The organism is Pseudomonas sp. NPDC088368 (assembly GCF_044753445.1).
In the GTDB taxonomy this organism is placed as follows: Bacteria; Pseudomonadota; Gammaproteobacteria; order Pseudomonadales; family Pseudomonadaceae; genus Aquipseudomonas; species Aquipseudomonas bambusae.
The window spans coordinates 48,470-66,703 of record NZ_JBIVNG010000017.1; the positions used below are offsets into that span (position 1 = coordinate 48,470).

An 18,234-nucleotide genomic window follows, 5' to 3' on the forward strand; every position below is an offset into this window, starting at 1 on the left:
ATGCCTTCCCACGACGAACCCCTCAACCCGCCGATGCCCGGAAACGACCGCACGCAGTTCATGCCGCGTCCCGGTGGCCGCTCGCCGCAGCCTGCTGCTCAAGCGTATCCGGCGCCGCCGCCACTGTCCGTGCCCGCTGCGCCGTTGCCGTTGGGGCAGGCGCAAGGTTTGAACCCCCTTGAAGCCGCTGCCGGTCCGTTGCTGGCGCTGCTCACCCGTCTGCGCAGCACCATCGCCCACCCGGCGCCCGCGAGTCTGCGGGCACAGCTGTTGGGTTATCTGCGCCAGTTCGAAGAGCGCGCCGAGTCAGCAGGCGTCGTCCGCAATGAAGTGCTGCTTGCGCGCTACGCCCTCTGCACCGCACTGGATGAAGCCGTTCTCAGCACGCCGTGGGGCAGCACCAGCGAGTGGGGCAAACAGAGTCTGCTGATCACGGTGCACAACGAATCCTGGGGCGGTGAAAAGGTCTTCCAACTGCTGGAGCACTGCCTGCAAAGCCCCCGCGAGCGTCTGTATCTGCTGGAGCTTTTGTACCTGTGCATGTGCTTGGGATTCGAAGGCCGTTATCGGGTGATGAACGACGGTCGTAGCCAGCTGGAAGCGCTGCGTGAACGGACCAGCGCTGCGATTCGTACGGCCCGTGGGGAATTCGAGCGGGAGCTGTCGCCGCACTGGCGCGGGCTGAGTGTTATTCGTGACCGGCTCTCGCAGTTTGTGCCGCCGTGGGTCGGGTTCGCCGTGGGGTTGGCGCTGTTGCTGATGCTGCTGTTTGGCCTTCGCCTCAAGCTGGCGTCCGACGCCGAACCGGTGTTCAAGAACATTCACGCGCTGGGCGAAATTCCGGTCCAGGCCATCACGCCCGCTGTCGTCCAGCCGAAGGTCATCGAACGGCCTCGTCTTGCGGGTTTTCTGGTGGAAGACATCAAGGCTAACCGGGTCGCCGTGGAGGACGCGGTGGATCGCTCGGTTGTGACGATTCGCGGAGACGAGATTTTCTCGTCAGGCAGCGCCTCCATCGTTGACGATTTTCAGCCGCTGATGCTGCGTATCGCCGATGCCATTCGCAAAGTCAAAGGCCAGGTGCGTGTCACCGGTCACAGCGACAACCGCCCCATCGCCACCCTGCGTTTTCCCTCCAACTGGGCGCTGTCCCAGGCACGGGCCGAACAGGTCCTGCACATACTGGCGGCCAAGACCGGCCAGCCTGAACGTTTTTCTGCCGAAGGGCGTAGCGACACCGAGCCTGTGACTTCCAACGCCACGGCCGAAGGGCGCGCGAAGAATCGCCGGGTTGAAATCACTGTGTTGGCGGAGGGGGTCGAGTGAAGGCGTTTTTCGGTTTTGTGATTCGCTGGGTCGTGCCAGTGCTCGGGCTGATCGCGCTGAGCCTGATCATCTGGTTCGTCGGCCCGGTGCTGGACGTGCTGGTGCCCGAAGGTCGGCGCTGGGCGTCGATCGTTCTGCTGTTCGCCATCTGGATCGCATGGCGGGTCTTTCGCATCGTTCAGGCCCGTCGCCACGCGGCGAACGTCATGGCCAGCCTGGCCGCGGAAACCGCGCCGGACCCTGCCAGCGTCGCCACTGCGGAAGAGTTGGCCACCTTGCGTCAACGCATGGACGAAGCCCTCACGCTCCTGAAAAAAGCGCGCTTGGGCGGGGATGAACGTCGCAACCTTTACGAGCTGCCGTGGTACGTGATCATCGGGCCGCCGGGTTCGGGCAAGACCACCGCGCTGGTCAATTCCGGGCTGCATTTTCCGCTGGCCGCGCAGATGGGCGCGGGCGCGATTCGAGGCGTGGGCGGCACGCGCAATTGCGACTGGTGGTTCACCGACGAGGCCGTTCTGCTTGACACCGCAGGCCGCTACACTACGCAAGACAGCCACGCTCAAGTCGACAAAGCAGCCTGGCTGGGCTTTCTCGACCTGCTGAAAAACCAGCGCTCCCGTCGCCCCATCGACGGCGCGTTCATCGCCATCAGCCTGTCCGATCTGCTGCTGGGCAGCGAGGCCGAGCGCGCTGCCCATGCGGCGGCAATCCGGGCGCGCATTCAGGAGCTCTACAGCCAGTTGGGCGTGCGCTTCCCGATTTACGTGATGCTGACCAAGCTCGATCTGGTGCCCGGCTTCATGGAGTTCTTCGATGCGTTGAGCAAGGAAGAGCGCGCGCAGGTCTGGGGCATGACCTTCGCCCTCGACGATGACAAGCAGGCTGACGGCCCGCTGACGAACTTCCTCAGCGAATTTGCCCTGCTGGAACAGCGCCTGAATGCACGGCTGGTCGAGCGGTTGCAGCAGGAGCGCGACCCGGCACGACGGGATCTGATTTACGGTTTTCTTCAGCAATTCGGCGCGCTGAAAGACACCCTGCAAGGCTTTCTCGAAGGCGTTTTCAAGCCTAATGCGTTCGAAGACCGGGCGTTGCTGCGCGGGGTGTATTTCACCAGCGGCACACAGGAAGGCAGCCCGATCGATCGGCTGATCGGCGCCATGGCCCAGAGCATGAACCTGGACCGTCAGCATCTGGCACGCCAGACCGGCACGGGTCGCAGTTACTTCATTGAAAAACTGTTCACCGCCGTTGCCTTCGCCGAGCGCGGGTTGGTGGGTGTGAACCCGAAAGTCGAACGTCGTCGCAAATGGCTGACCCGTGGCGCGCTGGCAGCGACCGTTGCGGTGGTGTTAGTGGTCGGCACCTTGTGGGTGATCAGCTACCGCGCCAATCAGGCGTACATCGCGCAGGTCGATCAGAAAGTCGCACCTCTCGGCCAAAGCGTGCAGAGCCTGAGCCCTGCGCAGCGCGACGTATTGGCCGTGCTGCCGCTGCTCAACGCCGTGCGTCATCTGGCGGGTGACCCTCCGGGCATGGCGCAAGGTTTGGGGCTGTATCAGGGCGACATGCTGGAAGCCGAGTCCGGCAGCGTGTACCGCAAGCTGCTGATCGCGGTGTTCGCGCCGCGCCTCGTGACTCGCGTGGAAGAGCAATTGCGCAGCGGTGGCAGTTCGGACTTTCTCTATGAAGGTTTGAAGGCTTATCTGATGCTGGCTGACAGCGAGCATTACGACCCGGATTTCATCAAGGCATGGGTCGCGCTGGATTGGGATCAAAGCCTGCCTCGCGATCTGCCGCCTGATCAGCGTCAGGCACTGGGCGAGCACTTGCAGGCGTTGTTCGAACGTCATCCGCCTAATGCGCGTCTGGATCAACGGCTGATCGATGATCTACGTCGGCAATTGCAGCAACTGCCAGTGGCTCAGCGGGTCTACGACCGGGTCAAACGCCAGAAACTGCCTGACAGCGTGCCGGATTTTCGCCTGACCGACGCTGCGGGGCGTGATGCTGCACTGGTCTTCGCGCGCAAGAGCGGCAAGCCATTGGGCGAACCGCTGAGCGGCTTCTTCACGGCCAAGGGCTACCGCGAGGTGTTTCTGGCCACCAGCCTGAGCCAGGCCGGAACCCTGGCAGAAGAACAGTGGGTGTTGGGGCTGGATCGTGCCGATCAACAGAACGTCGCCAGCCTCGCCGGCGATGTCCGCCGTTTGTACTTTCAGGATTACCAGCGTCAGTGGGATGCATTGCTGGCGGACATCGATTTCGTGCCGATCACCAGCGTGGCGCAGGCGGCTGACGTGTTGCGGGTGATTTCCGGGCCCACCTCGCCGCTGAAAAAGCTGCTGGTGGCGGTAGCGAAGGAGACTGACCTGCAACAGGAAGACAAGTTACTGGCCGATCAGGGCAAGAAAGTCGAGGGCGGTGTCGATCAGCTCAAGCAACGCCTGGGCTCGATCCTGGGTCAGGAACAGGTCAGTCAGGCAGCCGCGCCTGCCGCTGTTGAAGATCCGGTGAGCGCGCACTTCGCTGAACTCAACGCATTTGTTAAGAAGGGGGAGGGTGAACCAGCAGCTGTCGATGGCCTGCTCGCGGACATGAACGCGCTGTATGTTCAGGTGAGCGCGATGGTCGGAGCCAGCGGCGATGCGTTGCTGGGCGAAGCGAAAAACTCCGCAAGCGCTGCGGCGACGCGAGTGAATCTGAACGCCGACCGGGAACCACCGGTGGTGCAGAGTCTGGTGAAGTCAGTCGTCAGCTCGACCACCAACACCATGATGGGCGGCGTGCGCAATCAGCTGAATGCGGCGTGGGTCAGCGATGTAGTGAACGTTTATCGCCAGTCCCTTAGTGGTCGTTACCCGCTGGCACCGGGCAGCGCACGTGACGCCACGCTGGACGACTTCGGTCAGTTCTTTGGCGTGGGCGGAGTGATGGACAATTACTTCCGCAAATACCTGCAGCCCTATGTCGACACTTCGGCTTCAAGCTGGCGTTGGCAACCGGGCGCCGCGCAGAAGCTGGGCATCAACGCCTCGGTCTTGCAGACCTTCCAGCGCGCAGCCGCGATTCGCGATGCCTTCTTCCGTTCCGGTGGCGTGCAGCCAGCCGTACGTTTCGAGCTGAAGCCCGTCGCGATGGACGCTTCGGTCACCCAATTCCTGCTGGACCTCGACGGGCAGCAGATCAGCTACGACCACGGTCCGAGTCGCCCCGTCGCCATGCAATGGCCGAACCCCGGCAGCATCGGCGTGGTGCGCCTGTCAATCTCGCCGCCTGCAGCCAGCGGTCGTTCCGGCATCACACTCGATGGTCCTTGGGCGTGGTTCCGTTTGCTGGAGCAATCGGACCTTGTCGCGGGTGGATCGCCCGACCGCTTCAACCTGCGGTTGCGGGTCGACAACGCCAGCATTTCCTACGAGTTGCGCGCCAACAGTGCGTTCAACCCTTTCAAAAGCCGTGTGTTGAGCGGTTTCAGCCTGCCGGAGCGGTTATGACGACGCTGGGTTTTTACGGCAAGTTGGCCAGTCGTGGCGATTTTGTCAGTCGCGGATTGCCACAAAGCTTCATCAAGCCCTGGGACGTGTGGCTGGCGTCGGGGTTGCAGGTCAGTCAGCAGCAGCTCGGCGAAGACTGGCTCAACGCTTATCTGGTCAGCCCGTTGTGGCGTTTTGCGCTGGCGGCGGGTGTGTGCGGGCCAGATGCGGTCGTCGGCGTGTTGATGCCGAGCATTGATCGGGTCGGACGGTATTTCCCGCTGACGATGGCGCAGACACTTGAACCCGACCAATCGTTGGCGGCGCTCACGGCTGCGCCAGAGGCGTGGTTTGAGCAAGTCGAAGCGCTGATGCTGGGGACGCTGGAAGAGGGCGCGGACTTCTCCGTTTTCGATGACCGCGCGTCCACGCTCGGCTTCCTGCCCACCACACACCGCGAGCCCATCAGCCGCTTTGCAGGCTTGCACTTCACCAGCGCGAACGACCCGGACAGCCGCCATCGGATGCTGGCCGAGCTGGCCTGTGAGGGCGCGAGCCTGTGGTGGGGCAAAGGGTCCGAGCGTATTGCGCCGGGATTGATGCGCTGTCAGGGCTTGCCCGATCCGGCCGAATTCGGCAGCTACCTGCTGGGACAAGGAGCGTCGATCTAGATGCCTGCATTACCCCCAAACCCTCTTTTGCGCTCTGCCAGCAAGACCCATGTCGGCATGGTGCGGCAGATCAACGAAGACGCTTTTCTCGAATTACCGGAAAACGGTCTGTGGGCCATCGCCGATGGCATGGGCGGTCACGCGGCTGGGGATTACGTCGCCAGCCTGATCGTCGACAGCTTGCGCCGTTCCCTACTCTTCACGCCGCTCTCGCTCTACTCCGACGGTATTCGTACGACCCTGGCTGAAGTGAACGCCGCCGTACGTGAAGAAACTCGCCGTCGTGGCCTGAGCATGATGGGCAGCACCGTCGTGGCGCTTTTGGTACAGGGCGATCAAGGCGTGTGCCTGTGGGCCGGTGACAGTCGGCTTTATCGCCTGCGCGACGGCGAATTGCAGGGCCTTTCCCGCGACCACAGCTACGTGCAGGACTTGCAGGACAGCGGCCTACTCAGCGAAGCGGAAGCGCGGGTCCATCCGCGCGGCAACATCATCACCCGCGCCATTGGCGTCGAGGACACGCTGGACCTGGCCATGATCAACCTCGACATCCTGCCCGGCGACACCTACCTGCTGTGCAGCGATGGCCTGAACAAAATCGTTGAAGACCACGAAATTCGCGACGTACTCGGCCACCCCGACCCTTGGCAAGTGGTTCGCAGCCTCGTGCACCTGGGACTGACCCGGGGCGCCCCCGACAACATCACGGCCATCGTCGTCAAGGCTGCCTGAAGACAAATATGGACATGCAGATTCCCGGATTCGACATAGAGGGTGAGATTGGCGAAGGCGCCATGGCCACCGTCTATCTCGCCACCCAACGCTCGCTGGAGCGCAAGGTCGCTTTGAAAATCATGGCGGCAGCGCTGGCGGCTGACGCCACGTTCTGCGAGCGTTTTTTGCGCGAAGGCAAAACCCTGGCGCGCCTGTCGCACCCGCACACGGTCACCATCCACGACATCGGTAATGTCGGCGCGCTGTATTACATGGCCATGGAATACCTGCCCAACGGCACGCTGAAAGAACGCGTTGCGGCGGGCATGAGTGCCGAACAGGGGCTGACCTACATTCGCCAGATCGCCTCGGCGCTGGGCTATGCCCACGCGCAGGGGTTGGTGCACCGCGATGTGAAGCCTGCCAACATTCTGTTCCGCGCCAATGGCTCGGCGGTGTTGTCGGACTTTGGCATCGCCAAATCGCTGGACGACCGCACACAGTTCACCCAAGCGGGTTTCGCCGTCGGCACCCCGAGTTACATGAGTCCCGAACAGGCGCGGGGGCTAGAGATCGACGGTCGCGCTGACCTCTATGCGCTGGGTGTCGTGCTTTACGAAATGCTGGTCGGAAAGCTGCCTTACAACGGCACCGATGCGCTCTCGACAGCGCTCGCGCACCTGACCGAGCCACTGCCGGAGCTGCCGATTCATCACGGGCGTTATCAGCACATCCTCACCAAGCTGCTGGCCAAGAATCGCGATGACCGGTTCTCCGACGCCGCCGAGCTGATCGCCGCGCTGGATAACCTGCCGCCTGACAACATCGACGCGACGCAGATTCGTGTCTTGCCGCTGCCGCCAGCGGACTTGCACGTCGAGCCTGCGCCGAAAACCGATTTGGCAGGCCTGACGCCTGTCTCCATCGAAATACCCGATCTGCCGCCGCAGCAGCCTGAACCACCGGTGAGACCCACGCCTGTGGGCGAAGCGTCGAGTCAGTCCGGACAGCGCAAAGGCCCCGTGCTGGCTTTGCTTGGCGTGGCGATTGCGGCAGCACTGGGATTGGGTCTTGGCGGGTATTGGTGGTTGAGTGACGGCAAGCCTGTGGTGGCTTCAACCGCAACCGCTTCAACGACGTCTGCCAATAAGCCACCTGGCGCCAGCCCGTCAAAGACGCCAACTGCATCGCCTGAAAAAACGCCCGTCACGCCCCCTGCGCAAGCCTCAGTGGTGGAGGCTGATGGTGGGGATCGCCCATTGTTGATGGCGAACAAAAAAACGCTGTTCCAGCGTGTGCTGAGCAAGCCGGGTGCGAAGTTTTCCGCAGACGCCGGGGCAATGGGCGATCCAGCGCTCCCAGCGTTTTCGGTGCTGTACGTCTATCAGCGCAAAACCGTGAATGGCAGCGAGTGGCTGCGCGTCGGTGCAAGCAGTGACGGTCATAGCGAAGGCTGGCTGCCAGCGGATCAAGTCAGCGATTGGAAGCAAAGTCTGGTGCTGAAATTCAGCGAACGTTCAGGGCGCGCTCCGGCAATGTTCATGCGTGAGCCGAAGCAACTGGAGAAGCTGCTGAATGACCCTGCAGCAGCGAAAAAACTGCTGCTGGATGCGCAGAAAAACGCCGACGCCAGCCATCAAGTGCTGGCCCTGGAACCCGCAGCGAGTGCAGTGCCGCAGAACCAGTTCTACCTGCTGCCGATCTTCGACGCTAAAGAGACCTTTGATCAGAACGGCCAGCCGGTCCAGTTGCTCAACGTCGCCTCCATTGATCCCGGCAACACCCCGCAACGCACGGCCTCGGGTGAACAGATCAAGACGGCTGCCAGCAAAGACGCCTTCCGCACCGGGGTGGTGCTGGTGGTGGACACGTCGGTGTCGATGCAGCCCTACATTGATCAGGTGCGTGACGTGGTCGCCGAGCTGCAAAACCAGATCGGCAAGCGCGGCGAGCTGGATAACGTCAGCTTCGGCCTGGTGGGCTTTCGCAATAACGTGAACAAGACGCCGGGTCTGGAATACCTCAGCAAGACGTTGGTCACGCTGGAGCAAGGCCGCGATCCGCAGCGCTTTCTGGAGCTGGCCCGGCAGGTCAAGGCCACCAACGTTTCAAGCCACTCCTTCAATGAAGATGCCTTCGCCGGGGTGATGCAGGTGGTCAATGGCATGGACTGGTCGGGGTATGGCGGACGCCTGATTCTGCTGGTCAGCGACGCCGGTTCCCTGCGCAAGAACGATCCCTACAGCAGCACGCAGATGAACGAGGCTGAAGTACGGCAGGCCGCGCTGGGCAAGCAGATCAAGATCTACGCGCTGCACCTCAAAACCGATGCGGGCAAGAAAAACCACGCTTTCGCCGAACAGCAATACCGCACGCTGACCGCCGACGCCAACCCGCAGATTGGTGATTTGTACGTGCCGGTGCCGGGCGGCGATGTGCAGAAATTCGGTGACCGCGTGGCCGAGATCGGCTCCGTCTTCGCCGATCTGGTGCATCAGGTGCGCAGCAATCAACCCCAGGTCGCGCCAACGCTTCCGGCGGCCCCGACTGTCGCCGACAAATCGGCCGCCATCGGCTACGCGATGCGCATGGACTTCCTCGGTCAGCAGACCGGCGTGCGCGCGCCGCAACTGGTCAGCGCCTGGACGGCAGACCGCGACCTCACCAACCCAACGCTTCCCGAGTTTCAGGTGTGCGTGATGCTCAGCAAATTGCAGCTCAATGACCTCCAGCAATCGCTGAAACTGATCGTCGATGCCGCGCGTAAAACCCAAAGCTCACCCAAGGACTTCTTTCAGGAAATTGCCAGCGCCAGCGCCTACATGAGCCGCGATCCGTCAGCCTTGCGCAAGGGCGGCAACCTCGCGCAGAGCGGGGTGCTGGGCGAGTATCTGGACGGCCTGCCGTATCGCAGCAAATCCCTGAGCATGACCCAGGATCTGTGGTTGTCGCTGAGCGTGGCCGAACAGGAAGATTTTATCGACGAGCTGGATTCGAAAATTCGCCTCTACGAGACCTTCCACAACGATCTGGCCAACTGGGTCCGTTTCGGTGATGCCGAGCCGGGTGATGCGCTGTACCGCGTTCCGTTGTCGACGCTGCCGTGATGATGAGTCTGCGAGACGTGCGCAAGACGCGGGGCGAAGGCAGCCAGCGTTACAGCCTGGTGATTCCGCGACTGGAATTGGCGGCGGGCAGGCAGTTTGCGTTGGTCGGCCCCAGCGGGTCCGGCAAAAGCACCGTCCTCGACTTGCTGGCGCTGGTTCTCTCGCCCGACGGGGCACAGCGGTTTGACTTCATCAGCGACCAAGGGCATGTCGATGTTTTCGGGCTGTGGCGTGCCGCGCGGCAGAATCAGCTGGCGCAATTACGCAGTCGGCAGATTGGCTATGTGCTGCAAACCGGTGGGCTGCTGAGCTATCTCGATGTGCGCAGCAACATCGATCTGCCGCGCCAATTGCTAGACCTGCCCGATGACGGCTCGGTCGAGCGATTGGCTGCGCAGTTGGAAGTCAGCGAACACTTGCACAAGAAGCCCCAGGCGCTCTCGGTCGGGCAACGGCAACGGGTCAGTTGCGCACGGGCGTTGGCTCATCATCCGCACGTGCTGCTCGCCGATGAACCCACGGCTTCGCTCGACCCGCTGAACGCCTTGCGTGTCATGCAATTGTTGTTGGGCCGCGTAAGAGAGCAGGGCGCCTGCTGCGTGATCGCGACCCACGACGAAGGGCTGGCGCGTAATGCGGGTCTGCATCCACTGCGGATTGCGTGTTCACGTGATGAAGATGGTGGCGTGACCGCAACGCTGGAGGACGCACGCTGATGCGTATTGCTCTGGTGATGTCGCTGGCCTGGCAGGATTTTCGCGCCGACGCGCGACTGTCGGCGTGCGCGGTGTTGGCGCTGGTCGCGGTGATTGCGCCGTTGCTGGTGCTGTTCGGGCTGAAGTTTGGACTGGTGGGCAGCCTCACCGAGCGCCTTGAACGTGACCCCACTGTGCGTGAAGTGATCCCCATGGGCGGCGGTCGTTTCAATGCCGAATTCATCAATGCGTTGGCGAAACGTCCGGACGTGGCATTCGCGTTACCCCGCACTCGGCAGATTGCGGCGACGGCGGACCTGTCGATGCCTGCGCAAGATTCAGTGCTCAATGTCGAAATGATCCCCACTGCTGTGGGCGATCCGCTGCTGGGCGCTGCCTTGGCGCCGACCGAACTGGACCGTGTACTGCTGACCCAGACCGCTGCGGAAAAGCTCGGCGCCAAAGTCGGGGATTGGTTGGACGCCACTTTCACCCGTCAGGTCGCGGGACAACCGCAGGCCCAGCGCACCCGATTGCAGGTCACGGGAATTTTGCCGCTTGAGGCGTTTGGCCGTGATGGAATCTTTACCTCCCTCGCCTTGTTGGAGGCTGTGGAAGATTACCGCGACGGACGCGCCGTGGAGGCCATGGGCTGGGCGGGCGAGGGGTCCAAAACCGTTCAAACACGCGTATTTCCAGCGTTTCGGCTTTACGCCCGCAACCTTGATGACGTCGAACCGTTGCGTGTGTATTTCGCTGAGCAGCACCTGTTGGTGTCGACTCAGGCACAGACCATCGCTCAGGTGCAGTCCCTCAGCCGCAACCTCACGCTGGTCTTCTGGATCATTGCTGCGCTGGCGGTCGCCGGTGCTATCGCCGCTGTGTTCGCCGGGTCCTTGGCGTCGGTCGAGCGCAAGCGTCGCGAGCTGTCGGTGCTGCGCTTGATTGGCTTCAGCACCGGCGCGCTGCTGTTGTTCGTCGTCCTGCAAGCGATCTACAGCGGGGTGCTGGCCGCGATCATCAGTTTTGCGCTCTACGGCTTGGCGGAGCGCGGCCTCAACCATCTGTTCGTGCAGGTGCCTGGCGAGTACGCCAGCCATCTGCTGATACGTCATTACGGCGTGGCCCTGCTGGCGGTGCTCGGTGCCAGTGCGACGGCGGCGGCATTGGGTGGCTGGCGTGTGGCGCGCATCGAAGCTTCGGAAGGAATACGCGATGTTTAAGTGGCGCAAGGCGTTCAACATAAGGGCCGCCGCAATGATATGTGCGTGTCTCGGCCTGTCTTCGGGACTGCTGGCTGCCGACGAAAACACGCTGGATAACCCCAAACCCTTGGCCGACGATGTGGTGCTGCCGTTGCCGTGCGATGGCGAGATGGTGTTCCGCTACGTCTACGTCCTGGCTCAAGGCACGCTGGACGATCGCGAAGTCAGCCTCGGCTACCCGTTCAGCGAGGGCGAGGCGGGGTACAAACAGTCGTTCATCTCCGGTTACCGGCGTGACTTCATCAACGGCCAGTTCACCCTCAACGACCTGCCCGGCGACTGGCGCAAGACCATCAGCCCGCAGTTGCCGAAGACCGACGCTGCCACGCCGCTTAAGCCGATGCTGTATTTCATCGGTAAGTACGAAGTCACGGCTCGGCAATATGCTCAAGTGATGTCACAGGCTCAGTCTTTGGCCAGTGGAGAACCGGCCCCCGCCTGCGAGGCGCCGGAAGGCATGGCGGGTCGCTTGCCCAAGGTCAAGCTGTCGCGCTTCGAAGCCGAGCGTTTTTCGGCGGTCTACAGCGCCTGGCTGATGAAATATCACCGCGATCTGCTGCCCGTCAGCGGACGCGGAAAAACCGAAGACGACGGCGGCGTAGGTTTCGTGCGCCTGCCGACGGAGGTCGAGTGGGAGTACGCCGCCCGTGGCGGTCAGGCCGTCAGCCGTCAGGAGCTTGAAGGCCGGTTATTTCCGCGCCGTGTCGAAGGCAGCGAAACGGACGGCCCGCTGGGCGACTGGGCAGTCTTCAACCAGGTCGCGGGCGGCACCGGACAGGCCGCACGCCTCATGCCCATCGGGACCAGGTTGCCCAACCCCATCGGCTTGTTCGACGTGATCGGCAACGCTGCGGAAATGGTTCAAGAGTCATTCCAGCTCGTACACGCAGGACGGCGCCAAGGGGCGTACGGCGGCTTCGTGGCCAAAGGCGGCAATTACCTGGAAGGCGAGGGCACGCTGTTCACGGGCATGCGTCGCGAGTACCCGCTGTTCGCCGCCGACGGCACCGAGCAAAGCAACGAAACCACCGGGTTCCGAGTCGCCATTGGGGCGCTGTCTGCCCCGCGCTCCCGCTATAAAGAGCTGTTCGAGCAATGGCAGAAAGAAGGACGACTGGCCTCGTTGACCGACGCCATCGACGACGCCCAAGACCCGACCAAGCGCCTCGACACCATCATCGCCGCCAGCACCGACCCTCGCCTGCAAGCCGAACTGGGGCTGGTCAACGAAGAGCTCAAGCGCAACGTCTCACTCATCGCCCAACAACGCGAAGAAGCCGCGGGCAACCTGATCCAGTCCTCGGCCCTCGTCGCTGAAACCATCAACAACTACAACATTCGCCTCACCAACCTGCGCAAAAGCCAAAAACAGGCCGCCGACGCCAAGGATGAAGCCAGCGCCAAGCTGTTCGCCGTGGCCATCGAAAACGGCAGCAGTGCGCTGGACGGGGCCGTCGCCATCTACATCGACAACCTTGCCACCGGCACGCGCTACACCGACGCGGTGATTCAGGCGCAGTTCCAGCGGGTCAAGGAAGAACTCAATCGCAAACCGGTGCTGGGCAAGAGCCTGGTCGCCCGCGCCACGTTATTCGTTCGCCATGTGAGCAACTACCGCCAGCAAAACCGCGCGGACCCACAGGCGATTCTGAAGGAATTGCTCGCTTCGACCGCTCAACCATGACGGTCGTTGTCCAGCGAGCTTAAAGGGAGTCCGGACGGTCATTCGCCTCCGGCGTTGTAAAACCAAAAAAGAGAGCATCACCATGCAGTTATCCCGTAACCCTGCTGTTAACACTGTGGTTTCGAACTCCAAATGCCGTGGGCTGTTGTTGGTCGCCGCAGGATTTGGCTTCGTACTGATGGCGGGATGCGCCAACTCGCCTGTGTCCAAGGTCGGCGCCAGCACCAAGGTCGAGTACTACCCGACGTGCTACGAGCCGGTGCAGCACTTGCGTCAAACTGACTCTGATGTGAGCAAATCCGTGATCGGCGGGGCTGCTGTGGGTGCGCTGGGCGGGGCATTGGCCGGGGCCTTGGTCGGCAACTCCCAAGACCGCGCGCGCAATGTCGCCATTGGCGTAGCCGGTGGTGCTTTGGTAGGTGGCGCGGCTGGCTATTACACCGAGAAACAAAAACAGATCACCGACGACAACCAGCGCATTGGCTCCTACGCCACCGATATCGACAAGAGCGCCGCCGACATCGACCGCAGCGTCGGTTACGCCAAAGCGTCGCAATCGTGCTATCAGGGCGAGTTCACCAAACTCCTCTCGGCGCGCAAAGCCAAGACCCTGAACGACACCGAGGGCCGCAAGCGTCTGGCCGAAATCGTCGCAGGTCTGAAGGAATCCAACGACCTGATCACCGCCGTAAACGGCCGCACCGGTGAAAACCTCGACAACTACACCCAAGCGTACGAAAAAGACCTGCAAACCGTAGGCGTTCAACGCGCCGACGTGGCCACCGTCGCCGCCGCAGACACCACCCCTGCCACCCCTACAACCAGTAAAAAGAAAGCACCGGCGAAGAAAAAACTGCCAACCGTACCTCAAGAAGCAGTCGCCACCGAGAAGACCATTCAGGACGCGAAAACCAAACAGGCCGCAGGCCAGCAGGTCGCCGCGACCGGCCAGTCCCAAGTCAACGCCATGTGCAAAAACCCGGACCTCGGCGACTGGGCACCGGTGCCTTGCCCGAATGTTTGATTAGTTTGGGTTGAGTTGAGTGACAAAAAACCGGCCCTGCTCAGAGAGTGGGGCCGGTTTTTTATAAAGGGGCCAAGTGCCGCAGGCTTAATGAGTCACCGCTTTCTTTGAGCGCGGCTCAGACGCTTTTCCAGTCGAGTGAGTGCCGCCAATTCAACGTCATCGGCGGCTTGCGCCTCTGCGCTTCGACGCTGTTGATCAAACGTCGCATAGCGCTCTTGGGCCACCTTCTTCATATGATCGTGACTGATGCTGCCAGCCGACTTAAGCAGTGGCTGCTCGTTGAAGGCCATGAAACTGTCGATGTATCGCTGCCAATCAGCCAGCTGCAAATGTTGGCGCTGTTCGGCCCGCAGCTCGGCGAAATCCAGAAACATACCGACCAGGCGGTTGAGCTGATCGAGCTCGTCGCTATTCAGGTAGTTCTTGGCGACGACCACATCGGCTTTACGTACCCGATCTCCTTTGAAACTGAGCAGGTTCATGTTCGGCGCGTTCGCATCGGCACGCTGCACAATCAGTTCCGCTGCAGTGGACCCGGTGACTGCAAAAAACAGTTTGTTCTGTACTTCGGCAAAAAGTAAGGCGGTGTCCTTCTCGTTCGCCCGGTAGTCCTCCGCCAGCGTGAACAGATCGCGAACCTTCTGGTAGAAACGCTTCTCCGAGGCACGAATGTCGCGGATACGCTTGAGCAACTCGTCGAAATAGTCCCAACGGGGTTCTTTCAAACGGGCGTCGTCCATGACGAAACCTTTTTGCAGGTATTCGGCCAAGGTGCGTGTGGCCCATTGCCGGAATTGCGTGCCCCGCGTTGAGCGTACGCGGTAGCCCACGGCGATGATCATGGGAAGGGCATAAAGGCGGGTCAGGTAGTTTTTTCCATCTGAAGCAGTTGTAAACTTCTGGTTTACAACTGCCCCTTCAGCCAGCTCTCCATCAGTAATCACCGCTTGAATGTGCTTACCGATATTCTGCTTGCTGGTCTGATAAAGCTCAGCCATTTCCAGTTGCGTCAACCAGACTTGACCGTCCATTTGGCGCAGCGAGAATTGCGCCAGGCCATCTTCCGTGCTGTAGAGGATCAGGTCGCTACCTGTCATTGGGCATTGCCTCCGCGTCTTGCCTCAAGTGCCGACTCTGGCTAATCAAGCCATCGTGAAGAGAAGGCGCAAGCTTAAACTTTCGCCCTGAACAGGACGCCCACAAAAAAGCCCGCGCATCGGCGGGCTTCTTTATAAAGCGGGTCCCGGTCTGCTGTGCATGACTCAGGATCGAAGATGGCGCACCTGGCGGGATTCGAACCCACGACCCCTGCCTTCGGAGGGCAGTACTCTATCCAGCTGAGCTACAGGTGCAACGCGGGCGCCATGATACCCATCTCGGTCCAAAGCGTCCATTGCATTGACTTGCCGTTTGTTTCGCCCTGACAAATGACCTTCGGGGCGTCGTCGTTCTGGTCATGCGCGGCCAGTTTACCCCATCACCCTTTCGCTTCAGCGATACCTATGTACCGCACCCCTCATGCGTCAGCTGCTTCCCTGACGGTCTTTCAATCAGCAAGGACTTTCAGGATGGCGATCGACCTCGAACACTTTGAGCGCAGTCTGCATTCGATGGCGGATGCGCGGGCTGTGATGGCGAAGGCACGTGCTTATTTGGAGGCGTGGCCGGACCTTTATAAGCTGGCGCGCAAGACGGCGGGTGAGTACCTGCTCAAACACACCGGCAAGCCGCTGGACCCGGATCGGGTGTGGTGGAACGTGTTCGACGACGCAGTCAGCGCGCCGACGTTTACCGGTTGGCGTCACAGCGAGGCGCCGACCCAGTCGATGACGTTCACGCAGCTGCTCATTCACCGTTTCAACGACGGATTCCAGGTCGCGCCCGACGTGTTGCCGGTGTATGGCGGCTTTTATACCCGTGGCAGCGGCGCCCGTGAATACGGTCAGCGCAATGAGGTGCAGCTCGACGCGGGCAAAGTGATGGGCGATTTGTGGGCGATGGATTTTGCGTCACTCCTTGCGCAACGTACTGAGCGATTCTGGCGTGAACATGGCGATGATTTCGCGCTGTTGGCGAAGGTGCGGCTCATTGCGAACATTGATGAGGCCTTGAAGTCGGGCGCGTTGACGTCTTCCGACCGCCAGCGTCTGCGTTCGTGGTTGGGGTTAGGACAAGGCGGCGTGACCCTGAGCAAGCTTGAAGCCAAGACGACTGACCATGCTTACCACATCCGGCATTACCTCGTGACGGGTGGGGGGCATCTGATCACGTTGCGCGCCGACGACGGGCGGACGGTGCTGTATTGCCCCGGCACTGAATGGCTTCCGCGCGCGTTTTCCAATCACGGGGATCTGGTGCATTGGCTCAATCGTCAGCTTCGTTCGCCAGAGGCATTCAGCGCACTGTTCCGGGCGAATCAGCAGTCAGGTGCTGAGGCGCATCAGAAGGCCATGGATGATCTGTTGAAACGCTTCGGCCCTGTGGAAGCTCCTGCCTGGCCATTCGGGGTAGGTCGGTGGGTGACCCGCGATCTGTTCGCCGAAATGCGGGATTGGGCCAAGGCCGATCTTGCAGTCAGCCACACGCAAGCTGTCAGCAATGCGGATCTGCGCAAGACACTCTGGCGCGGCTACCTCGGTGCTTTTCTTGGGGTCTTTGGTGGCTTTGGAGCGCTGGCGTGGCCGTTGGGGCTGGTGGTGCTCGGTGTAGGCGTCGCGCGTCTATCGCTGGATATCGACGCGGCTGTGCGCGCGCGTTCTGTGGTCGAGCGCACGCAGGCGGTCATTTCGGCCGTAGCGGACACGGTCGCTGCGGTGTTCTCGATCATCGATGTCGGGCTGGGCGTCAAGGCGCTGCATTTCCAGGCCCCACCCCATGAGCGACTGATGGCCACTCGGACTCTGGAGCCCACTGACCGGCTGAACGACGAGCTGGAGAGCCTGGACGGTAATCGCATCGTGCCGGAGCCTTTGGCCGCGTCTGGCGTGCTCAATGGCGTGAGCGTCGATGACGACGGCTCGACCTGGATCGAGATGAACGACCTCTCGCTCAGGGTTCGGCACAGCCCCGAGGCCGATGGCTGGTTGGCGGTGGATGACAACGATCCGTACGCCTTCCTACCGACGTGTCGGGTGAAAGTGGTGACGGATTTCATGTGGACGCCACTTGAGGTCGTCCAGCCTGAACAGGTGCCGTCCGGTCAATTGGAGACCGTAGCGTCCGGATTCTGGGACACCTACATGCACCCCAACTACGAATCGCACTGGGAGATGTCGCAGGCGTTGCTCGAACGTCAGCGTGAAACGTTATCCACCGTTGCGCTGCCCAGCCCTTCTCTCAGCAACCCGTTGTTGGAAAACCCACGGCAATTCCGTTATCTGCTCAAAGACGGCAAGCCGTTTTACACCTGGGTCGATGAGGAATATTTCAACAATGACCTGGTCGCTACGTACACCGATGAGCTGACGCAGGCCAACGGCGTGTTCCGCCACGGTGTAGAAATTGACAGTGATATGGTGGCTTATCTGAATGACCTGTTCGATTCGCTTGAGCAATTACCTCGTAGCGAAGCCGTGCGCTTATGGCGTGGGGGCAGTGGTGCGCGAGCGACCGGCGGCGGGCAATTTCGGAATGGGGAGCTGAACGTCGGCGACGTGCTGGTGACCACGGACATTACGTCGTTCACGGAAAACCCCTACGCGTTACGCGATTTTGTAGCACCGAAACAGGTAAAAGGGTTGGACCGGATAAACGTATTCGACGACACCTCGGTGGTGTACGAGTTGATTGGCAAGGGCCTGAACAGTGGCGTTCCCATCGGGCCGATGTCGCTGACCACCGCCGAGGCAGAGGTCGTGTTCACCCCCGGTCGCTATCTGCGCATCGAATCTGTGCGGGAAGTACGGGGCGACCATTACCACTTCGTCAGGGTAAGGCTGCGTGAAGTGGACAAACCGGATGTAGGCAGTGTCTATGACTTGCGTACGGGGGAACCCTTCGACCGTGTGGCGTATGTCAACCGCGTGCGGCATGCATCGTTGGTCGAGCGGTTCTTTCCCGCTGCCCAGTGGCCTTGATGAGGACCCGCTGATCCGGAACGTTTCGTAAATCGGGCGCGTTTGTTCTTTTTTTCGAACACCCTATTGTCCTTTGTTGTTCTTGAACCTAGGATTCGTTTGAGATTTCAAACGCTCCCGTTCGGTCACCCGCGCTTTTCGCGATCCGTGCGTGCGGGGCCCGGCGAATGTTTTCCTGACGGCAGCCTCG

Annotated in this window: 11 protein-coding genes and 1 tRNA gene; 10 read left to right on the forward strand and 2 right to left on the reverse strand. The window is 61.4% G+C overall.

What is annotated here, in order from left to right; genetic code table 11:
• From ACIQAL_RS29280 to tagQ, 9 genes are all read left to right on the forward strand, one after another.
• The gene (locus ACIQAL_RS29280) at window positions 1-1,326 is read left to right on the forward strand and encodes a DotU family type VI secretion system protein (RefSeq protein ID WP_401151708.1); all 1,326 of its coding nucleotides are present in this window, start codon (window positions 1-3) and stop codon (window positions 1,324-1,326) included.
• Entirely contained in the window at window positions 1,323-4,826 is a 3,504-nt protein-coding gene (gene tssM, locus ACIQAL_RS29285; RefSeq protein WP_401151711.1) for a type VI secretion system membrane subunit TssM, read from the forward strand. The genes ACIQAL_RS29280 and tssM overlap by 4 nt, the downstream gene beginning before the upstream one ends.
• Complete coding sequence (tagF, locus tag ACIQAL_RS29290; RefSeq protein ID WP_401151714.1) at window positions 4,823-5,476, forward strand: type VI secretion system-associated protein TagF; 654 nt, start codon at window positions 4,823-4,825, stop codon at window positions 5,474-5,476. Before tssM ends, tagF begins: the two co-directional genes overlap by 4 nt.
• Window positions 5,477-6,208, forward strand: coding sequence for a PP2C family protein-serine/threonine phosphatase (locus ACIQAL_RS29295; protein ID WP_401151716.1), 732 nt, complete (start codon window positions 5,477-5,479; stop codon window positions 6,206-6,208).
• An 8-nt stretch (window positions 6,209-6,216) separates the two neighbouring features.
• Window positions 6,217-9,297 carry a protein kinase gene (locus ACIQAL_RS29300; RefSeq protein WP_401151718.1) on the forward strand — a complete coding sequence of 1,027 codons (3,081 nt, stop codon included), beginning with the start codon at window positions 6,217-6,219 and terminating at the stop codon, window positions 9,295-9,297.
• Entirely contained in the window at window positions 9,297-10,013 is a 717-nt protein-coding gene (locus tag ACIQAL_RS29305; RefSeq protein ID WP_401151720.1) for an ABC transporter ATP-binding protein, read from the forward strand. The genes ACIQAL_RS29300 and ACIQAL_RS29305 overlap by 1 nt, the downstream gene beginning before the upstream one ends.
• Window positions 10,013-11,215, forward strand: a complete 1,203-nt coding sequence (locus ACIQAL_RS29310; protein ID WP_401151722.1) for an ABC transporter permease — start codon at window positions 10,013-10,015, stop codon at window positions 11,213-11,215. The genes ACIQAL_RS29305 and ACIQAL_RS29310 overlap by 1 nt, the downstream gene beginning before the upstream one ends.
• Before the next feature lie 34 nt (window positions 11,216-11,249).
• The gene (locus tag ACIQAL_RS29315) at window positions 11,250-12,941 is read left to right on the forward strand and encodes a formylglycine-generating enzyme family protein (RefSeq protein WP_401151725.1); all 1,692 of its coding nucleotides are present in this window, start codon (window positions 11,250-11,252) and stop codon (window positions 12,939-12,941) included.
• Between the two features lie 82 nt (window positions 12,942-13,023).
• Window positions 13,024-13,965, forward strand: a complete 942-nt coding sequence (gene tagQ / locus ACIQAL_RS29320) for a type VI secretion system-associated lipoprotein TagQ (RefSeq protein WP_401151728.1) — start codon at window positions 13,024-13,026, stop codon at window positions 13,963-13,965.
• 95 nt (window positions 13,966-14,060) lie between these two features.
• Here the strand turns inward: tagQ and ACIQAL_RS29325 are convergent, their stop codons facing one another.
• On the reverse strand, window positions 14,061-15,065 hold the full coding sequence (locus ACIQAL_RS29325) for a virulence RhuM family protein (protein ID WP_401151730.1): 1,005 nt from the start codon (window positions 15,063-15,065) through the stop codon (window positions 14,061-14,063).
• A gap of 178 nt (window positions 15,066-15,243) precedes the next feature.
• A tRNA-Arg gene (locus tag ACIQAL_RS29330) sits at window positions 15,244-15,320 on the reverse strand.
• A 216-nt stretch (window positions 15,321-15,536) separates the two neighbouring features.
• On the opposite strand from ACIQAL_RS29330, the gene ACIQAL_RS29335 reads away from it, so the two are divergent.
• Window positions 15,537-18,044: a dermonecrotic toxin domain-containing protein gene (locus tag ACIQAL_RS29335; protein WP_401151733.1), complete on the forward strand. Its 2,508-nt coding sequence runs from the start codon at window positions 15,537-15,539 to the stop codon at window positions 18,042-18,044.
• The last annotated feature ends 190 nt before the right edge of the window (window positions 18,045-18,234 follow it).

Coding starts and splice junctions, on each gene's coding strand:
- ACIQAL_RS29280 (WP_401151708.1), top strand. CDS start 1: ATGCCTTCCCACGACGAACCCCTCAACCCGCCGATGCCCGGAAACGAC.
- ACIQAL_RS29315 (WP_401151725.1), top strand. CDS start 11,250: ATGATATGTGCGTGTCTCGGCCTGTCTTCGGGACTGCTGGCTGCCGAC.
- ACIQAL_RS29305 (WP_401151720.1), top strand. CDS start 9,297: ATGATGAGTCTGCGAGACGTGCGCAAGACGCGGGGCGAAGGCAGCCAG.
- tagF (WP_401151714.1), top strand. CDS start 4,823: ATGACGACGCTGGGTTTTTACGGCAAGTTGGCCAGTCGTGGCGATTTT.
- ACIQAL_RS29300 (WP_401151718.1), top strand. CDS start 6,217: ATGGACATGCAGATTCCCGGATTCGACATAGAGGGTGAGATTGGCGAA.
- ACIQAL_RS29335 (WP_401151733.1), top strand. CDS start 15,537: ATGGCGATCGACCTCGAACACTTTGAGCGCAGTCTGCATTCGATGGCG.
- tagQ (WP_401151728.1), top strand. CDS start 13,024: ATGCAGTTATCCCGTAACCCTGCTGTTAACACTGTGGTTTCGAACTCC.
- ACIQAL_RS29325 (WP_401151730.1), bottom strand. CDS start 15,065: ATGACAGGTAGCGACCTGATCCTCTACAGCACGGAAGATGGCCTGGCG.
- ACIQAL_RS29310 (WP_401151722.1), top strand. CDS start 10,013: ATGCGTATTGCTCTGGTGATGTCGCTGGCCTGGCAGGATTTTCGCGCC.
- ACIQAL_RS29295 (WP_401151716.1), top strand. CDS start 5,477: ATGCCTGCATTACCCCCAAACCCTCTTTTGCGCTCTGCCAGCAAGACC.